Raw genomic sequence first — 2216 nt, forward strand, 5'->3', positions numbered from 1 at the left:
ACGCGCCTCCGCAGACAGCGGAGACGCGCATCGTCAGGTGCTGCGCTCTTCCGTTCGCCTCGGCAGGTGCCCGGTGATCGGGATTACGCGCGGTGAGCGCCCCTGCTGTCTGCGGCACGCCAAGGATACGGAGGCTCGGGCCCGCGTGACAAACACCGCCGACCGGCTCGCTGACCTCGGGACCTGAGGCCCTCTAGCGCAGGACGTCGGTCTGGGTATCTACTAACGACAACAGCTCGCCCGAACGACCGACAGCCTTTGCATGAGGACGGGCAGGAAGGGGTTCCGATGGTCACCAGGAGGACGTTCCTGAAGATGTCGGCCGCTGCCGGCGGCGCGATCGCGCTGCGCCCGGGCGTCTTCGCCCGACCCGCGTGGGCCGACCCCCCGCCAGGGGGCACGCTCGACCCCGACGACATCGACCGCTTCGTCCGCGATCTCGTGATCCCTCCGGTCATGCCTCGCAGCGGCGTGAAGGCGGTGAAGGGTGGCAAGAACGTCGACTGGTACGACATCGCGGTGCGTCAGTTCCGGCAGGAGATCGTGCCGGGGCTGCAGACGACGGTGTGGAGCTACGGATCGGTCGACCACCCGGGCACGTTCAACTACCCCGCGTTCACGGTCGAGGCGAAGTGGCGGCGACCCGTGGCGGTGCGCTGGCGCAACGAGCTGGTCGACGGCGCCGGCAAGTTCCTGCCCCACCTGCTGCCGGTCGACCCGACCCTGCACTGGGCGAACCCGCCGGGCGGGAACGCCGGCCGTGACTCGCGTCCGGAGTTCCGCTCGACCCCCGGCCCGTACCGGGGACCCGTGCCGATCGTCACGCACCTGCACGGCGCCGCGAAGGTCGGCGACGAGAGCGACGGATACGCCGAGGCGTGGTACCTGCCTGACGCGGTCGACATCCCGCAAGGCTTCGCGCGCGTCGGCACCTGGCACGACTTCTTCGCGAAGAAGTGGCTGCGTCGGTTCGGCTCGGCCGACATGACCCGGTGGCGGCGCGGGACGGCGACCTTCGTCTACCCCAACGACCAGCGCGCCTCGACCCTCTGGTACCACGACCACACGCTGGGCATGACGAGGCTCAACGTGTACGCCGGCCCCGCCGGCTTCTGGCTGCTCCGCGGCGGTCCAGACGACGAGGTGCTCGACTCGCGCACGGGCACGAAGGCATCGCTTCCCGGTCCCGCGCCCAGGGCGGGCGACGGCGCGAACAAGAAGTATCGGGAGATTCCGATCGTGATCCAGGACCGAGCCTTCGACACGAACGGTCGGCTGTTCTATCCGGACTCGAGGGCGTTCTTCGACGGCATCGAGGGGCCGTACATCCCCGAGACCGACGTGTCGCCGATCTGGAATCCCGAGTTCTTCGGCAACGTGATGGTCGTCAACGGTCGGTCGTGGCCGCGCCTGGTGACCGAGCGCCGGCGCTACCGGTTCCGCTTGCTGAACGGCTGCGACTCACGGTTCCTGATCCTGAAGTTCGACGACCCGAGGGTGAAGGTCTGGCAGATCGGCACCGAGGGGGGGTTCCTGCCCCGGCCGATCGACCTGAACGAGGTGGAGGACGGGCACATCCTGCTCGCGCTCGCCGAGCGGGCCGACGTGATCGTCGACTTCTCGGACGTGCCGGCCGGCACCGAGGTGCACCTGCTGAACCTCGGGCCCGACGAGCCGTTCGGCGGTGGCGAGCCCGGCGAGGACTTCGAGCCCTCCGATGCCGGCACGACCGGGCAGGTCATGCGGTTCGACGTCGTGGCGGCGACATCGCCGGACACGACCACCCCGCCCCAGCACCTGAGGCTGCCAACGATCACGAACCTCACGGGCGGATCGAGGCGGAAGGTGTCGCTGATCGAGGAGATGTCGACGGGCTTCGACGACGCGCCCGTGGAGGCGCTGTTGGGCGTGGTGCGGGACGGGCGGCTCAAGCCGAAGATGTGGCACGACCCGATCACGGAGAACCCCGCGCTCGGCTCGACCGAGGTCTGGGAGTTGTACAACGCCACCGCCGACGCGCACCCGATCCACATCCACGAGGTGCAGTTCCAGGTCGTGAACCGGCAGGGCCTTCGCCTCGACGACGCCGGCGAGGTCGTGCAGCCCGTCGAGACGGTCGGCTCCCCCAGGCGGCGGGAGCCGTGGGAGGCCGGGTTCAAGGACACGGTGATCTCGTACCCGGGCGAGGTCACGAGGGTTCGGCTGAAGTTCCAGAC

At 69.4% G+C, this 2216-nt stretch carries 1 protein-coding gene; it reads left to right on the forward strand.

All coding sequences use genetic code 11. From position 1 onward, the window contains the following. Positions 1 to 288: 288 nt before the first annotated feature. A partial coding sequence (locus VFI59_13555) for a multicopper oxidase domain-containing protein (protein ID HET6714721.1) occupies positions 289 to 2216 on the forward strand: 1928 nt, incomplete at its 3' end.

Source organism: Actinomycetota bacterium (assembly GCA_035697485.1).
Classification (GTDB): Bacteria; Actinomycetota; UBA4738; order UBA4738; family HRBIN12; genus JAOUEA01.